This window comes from Aeromonas finlandensis (genome assembly GCF_000764645.1).
Classification (GTDB): Bacteria; Pseudomonadota; Gammaproteobacteria; order Enterobacterales; family Aeromonadaceae; genus Aeromonas; species Aeromonas finlandensis.
Genome location: NZ_JRGK01000260.1, coordinates 1 through 4,112, shown reverse-complemented (window position 1 = coordinate 4,112; position 4,112 = coordinate 1). Strand labels below are relative to the sequence as shown.

The 4,112-nt window shown below is 59.1% G+C and carries 5 protein-coding genes and 1 pseudogene; 3 read left to right on the top strand and 3 right to left on the bottom strand.

The genetic code is table 11. From position 1 onward, the window contains the following. Positions 1-796: LysR family transcriptional regulator (locus LD28_RS0113280; protein WP_033137440.1), on the top strand; the 796-nt coding region annotated here is incomplete at its 5' end. A gap of 48 nt (positions 797-844) precedes the next feature. On the opposite strand, the gene rsmS is transcribed toward LD28_RS0113280, so the two are convergent. After that, complete coding sequence (gene rsmS / locus LD28_RS22525; protein WP_081959568.1) at positions 845-1,000, bottom strand: pleiotropic regulatory protein RsmS; 156 nt, start codon at positions 998-1,000, stop codon at positions 845-847. 95 nt (positions 1,001-1,095) lie between these two features. After that, positions 1,096-1,563, bottom strand: coding sequence for an acyl-CoA thioesterase (locus tag LD28_RS0113275; RefSeq protein ID WP_021230653.1), 468 nt, complete (start codon positions 1,561-1,563; stop codon positions 1,096-1,098). A 138-nt stretch (positions 1,564-1,701) separates the two neighbouring features. Here LD28_RS0113275 and LD28_RS0113270 point away from each other — a divergent pair, with 138 nt between their 5' ends. After that, positions 1,702-2,340 (top strand): tellurite resistance TerB family protein, encoded by a 639-nt coding sequence (locus tag LD28_RS0113270; protein ID WP_033137439.1) that lies wholly within the window; start codon positions 1,702-1,704, stop codon positions 2,338-2,340. A 243-nt stretch (positions 2,341-2,583) separates the two neighbouring features. Further along, positions 2,584-3,654, top strand: a complete 1,071-nt coding sequence (locus LD28_RS0113265) for a hypothetical protein (RefSeq protein WP_033137438.1) — start codon at positions 2,584-2,586, stop codon at positions 3,652-3,654. Positions 3,655-3,705: 51 nt separating this feature from the next. Here the strand turns inward: LD28_RS0113265 and LD28_RS0113260 are convergent. Further along, positions 3,706-4,112, bottom strand: a pseudogene (locus LD28_RS0113260) (PLP-dependent aminotransferase family protein); the annotation flags it as partial.

Sequence of the window (4,112 nt, the reverse complement as noted above, 5' to 3'; positions counted from 1 at the left end):
CGGCAGCTTTACCCGCGCCGGTGAACGGGTCCATCTGACCCAATCCACCATCAGCCAGCAGATCCGCCGCCTTGAGCAGCAGCTCGGCTGCCCGCTGCTGGATCGCGCTGGCCGTCAGGTGGTAGCGACGGCGGAGGGGGAAAAATTGCTGGGACTGGCCCGCCGCATTCTGGCGCTGCTGGCACAGGCCGAGGAGCAGGTGACCGAGGGGAGCGTGGCGCTCAGCCTCGGGGTGCCGGAGGATTTTGCCGCTGGCGCCATCACCCCGGTGTTGGCCGCCTTTGCCCGCGACTATCCCGAGGTGCGGCTGGAGGTGCAAAGCGGCCTGAGCCATGAGATCTGGCAGCGTTTCGAGGCGGGAGAGCTGGATCTGGCGCTGGTCAAGCAGACGCGGGGGCAGGGTTCGCCCCTTGCCAGCTGGCGCGAGCCGCTGGTGTGGGTCGACAGTCGCGACTGGCCTGCCAAGGGGCGCGACCCGTTACCGTTGGTCGCCTTTCCGAGTGAAGGGCTCTATCGGCGGCAGATGACCGAGGCGCTCGATGGCCTGGGGCGGCGTTGGCGTATCGCCTATGTCAGCGCCAGCCTTGCCAGTTTGCAGGGGGCGGTGAGTGCAGGCATAGGGGTGAGCTTGCTGCCCAAACGGCTGATGCCCGCCGATCAGCTGGCGCTGACCCAGTGGCCCAAGGTGGCGCCGGTGGAGCTGGCGCTCCATGCCGGGGGAAGCAGGGGCGAGCCGCTTAGCCGGTTGAGCGCGGCCCTGATCGCCCTGTGCGACGAGGTGATGGGGCCGCAGTGAGTGGCTCTGTGGGGAAAAACTGAAGTCGGAAAGATAAACGGGGAGGGATCAGTGATCCTTCCCCTCCACCAGCTTGCGCTCGTAATCCTGTTTCACGATGGCCAGCGCCGCCAGCACCAGCTCGGGGGCCAGCCCGTTGGTTTCCAGCAGTTCAATCAGATCCACCGCGAGTTTCACCTCGGGCGGGGCAGTTTCCAGTGACATGGGCAGGGTTCCGGTTGCGGGAAGAGGGGGGATTATACAGGGGCGCCGCCGCTGGCCGAAAGCGCCCACTGTGTCGGGTAGGGGGTTGTGCAGGATCAGAGGTGCTGGCGCATCTCCTTGTCGATCTCCTCACGCAGGGCAATCAGCTTTTTGGCGTACTGCTGCAACTGCAGATCGCTCTCGCTCACCGGCTGCCACTGGGGCACCGGGGTCGGTTTGCCCTGCTCATCCATCGCCACAAAGATGATGATGCAGTGGGTGGTCTTGTGGCGCTCGGTATCGGTGGGGTGGCGGCTGTAGACATCCACCGCCAGATGCATGCTGGTGGTGCCGGTGTGGATCACCTGGGCGTGCACCTCCACCAGCTGGCCAATCTGGATGGGGCGCAAAAAACGGATCCCCCCCACATAGACGGTCACCGCATAGCCGCCGCACCAGCCAGCGGCGCAGGCGTAGCCCGCTTGATCGATCCACTTCATCACCATGCCGCCGTGTACCTTGCCGCCGAAATTGACGTCAGAGGGTTCGGCCAGAAATTGCAGGGTCAGTTCGCGATTGGGCACAGTCACATCCTTATTGCCTGAAGAGTTTCCCTGAGCTTTGCCCTATCGTACGACCCGGTCAAGGGTTCATCCCCGATTCAGGGGGGCGGGGTCACTATCTTGCTCTATCGACGGGAACATAGCCGCAGGAGTGACACCATGAAACAGATGCTGGAACAGTTGCTGGGGGCTGGCAAAGGCTGGCTCAACGACGGGGGCGACAAGCGCAAGGGGCAGATGCAGGGGGCGCTGGCCGGTGGCGCGCTCGGTCTGCTGCTGGGCAACAAGAAGGTGCGCAAATATGGCGGCAAGGCGGCTGCCGTGGGCGGCGCCGCAGCCCTTGGCGGGCTGGCCTACAAGCTCTATCAGGATTGGCAGGCCCAGCAGGCGGCGCCAGCCCAGCCCACCCATCCCATCAGTGGGCTGGAAGGCAATGCGCTGGATGCCCGCGCCGCTTTGCTGGTGCGCGCCATGGTGGCGGCAGCCCGGGCCGATGGCCATATCGACGGCGCCGAGCGCCAGAAGATTCAGGAGTACCTGACCGAACAGGGCCAGAGCGATGCCGCCCGCTGGATTGACGCCGAGCTGGCGCGCCCCCTCGATCCCCACGCCCTGGCGCGGGAAGTGACCGACATGGAGCTGGCCACCGAGGTCTATCTCGCCTCCCTGCTCGCCATCGAAGTGGATCACTTTATGGAGCGAGGCTATCTCGACGAGCTGGCGCGCGCCCTCAAGCTCGATGACAACCTCAAAGGGAGCATCGAGCGGCAGGTGGCCCAACTTAACGCCCCCGCCTGATACCCCTCACCGCCATGGATTGCCGATAACGCCCCGCTCAAGGGGCGTTGTTGTTTCTGCTGTGGGTGAAAGGATGCGGACGAGCCGCTTCTGATTGCGGGTCACAGCCCCTAAGATGGCGCAGGGACATCAGCATCATTGCAAGGAGTTGCAGCTGGAAATGCGACACTCGTTTATTAACTGAATTCCACATCATGTTAATGTCAAAGAACAATATCAACGTTTGCACAAGGAGCGTGCGTAATGTCAATTTCCCCAGCCGAGCTAGCCAAATATTACAGTGTTGATGATTTAACCAGTGCAACAACGGGTGGAGGCAGGCTCAATAACCTGCTTTTATCAGTTCGCAAAGGCTTGCCATTGTCTATTTGGAGTCAACAATACCTTGAGTCTAAAGGACTTAATGCCTTGCTCGGTTTTCTTACCGGGTCGTTATCCAAAGAGGAGTTTTATAGACGTGCTTTATTAGAGCGAGAGCTTCGTGTTGCTACGGCTAAAAAGCAGCAGCTTGAACTTGAAGCAATCAGAATAGCCGAGCAGAAAGCTGCCGCCTTGAGGTATGAAATGCTTCAGGATCAATATGAAGCTGAACGTATAAAACGTGAGAGCGATCCAAAGTTTATTGCGCGGAGAAAAAACCAAGAGCTTCGTCGGAATTTTGGAATTGAATCCTTTGTGGAAAAGCATCATTTCAAGCAACTGATGCAGATTTTGCGTACGCTGGATGCCAAGTCACGACTTTCTGAACTTGATTCTATATGGCTAAAAGTTGAGGGGCGGGAGTATCAAACAGACGAGATATGGCATGCTTATCATCGAATAGAAGCTGATTTTTATATTTCAGAGTACAAGAAAACCTGCGATCCATGGCAAGCAGTCAATGCCAGTGCGCATCTTCGAAAATGTGCAGCCGCCGCATCTGCTGTTGAATTGCTCTCGGCTATTCCAGCTAAACACCAAGAGCATGCGAAGCTCAAATCTGCGATTAGAACAACCCATGGTGGGGCGTTGCGTGACTTGGGAAAGCGTACAGATGCTCTGAAAATGGGGGCTGAGGCTCATGCATTGCAACCGAATAATTTCAGACCATGCACACTGTTAGGTGCGCTCAATATTGAGCTGGGGAATATTGAAGAAGGACATAATTGGTATCTCATGGCGGAAGCCCGTGGTGCTAAGCGGGATAGTATCGAGTACGAATTGCGTTATCTGCTTTTGCGTATGAGTGAAGATAAGCGTCATGCGACTATTGCAGAGCTATTGAGGATTGCCCCTCGAGAATATGGTTGGTTACTCCGACCATTGAAGAGGTAATTACAGCCTCACTTGGGTTCCTGTTTCATGAGCGGAATTATTGGCGTCATCTTACGTGCCTTGGGCAAGTTGGCGATCGATAAGCTCGGCAAGTTTGAATAGGGCCTGCTCCAGCTGCTCGCTCCACGGATGGGAGCTGTTGAGGCGCAGGCAGTGGTTGTGCTGCCCCTGACTGGAAAAGAGCGCGCCGGGGGCCACTGAAAAACCGCTGCCAAGGGCCTGGGCGTGCAGGGCGCGGCTGTCGAGGTGGGCGGGAAACTCCAACCAGAGGAAGTAGCCGCCATCGGGGGCGGAGATCCGCACCTCACCCGGCAACAGCCGCAGCAGGGCGGCCCGCATCTGCTGCTGGCGCTGGGCCAGGGTGTGGCGCAGACGGCGAAAGTGGGCATCGACCCCACCCTGACGCAGCATCTCGGCCAGCGCCAGCTGGCTCGGCACATTGGTGGAGAGGGTGGACA

Excerpts from the sequence above, each read along its gene's own strand:
- LD28_RS0113270 (WP_033137439.1), top strand. The coding sequence starts at position 1,702 with ATGAAACAGATGCTGGAACAGTTGCTGGGGGCTGGCAAAGGCTGGCTC.
- rsmS (WP_081959568.1), bottom strand. The coding sequence starts at position 1,000 with ATGTCACTGGAAACTGCCCCGCCCGAGGTGAAACTCGCGGTGGATCTG.
- LD28_RS0113265 (WP_033137438.1), top strand. The coding sequence starts at position 2,584 with ATGTCAATTTCCCCAGCCGAGCTAGCCAAATATTACAGTGTTGATGAT.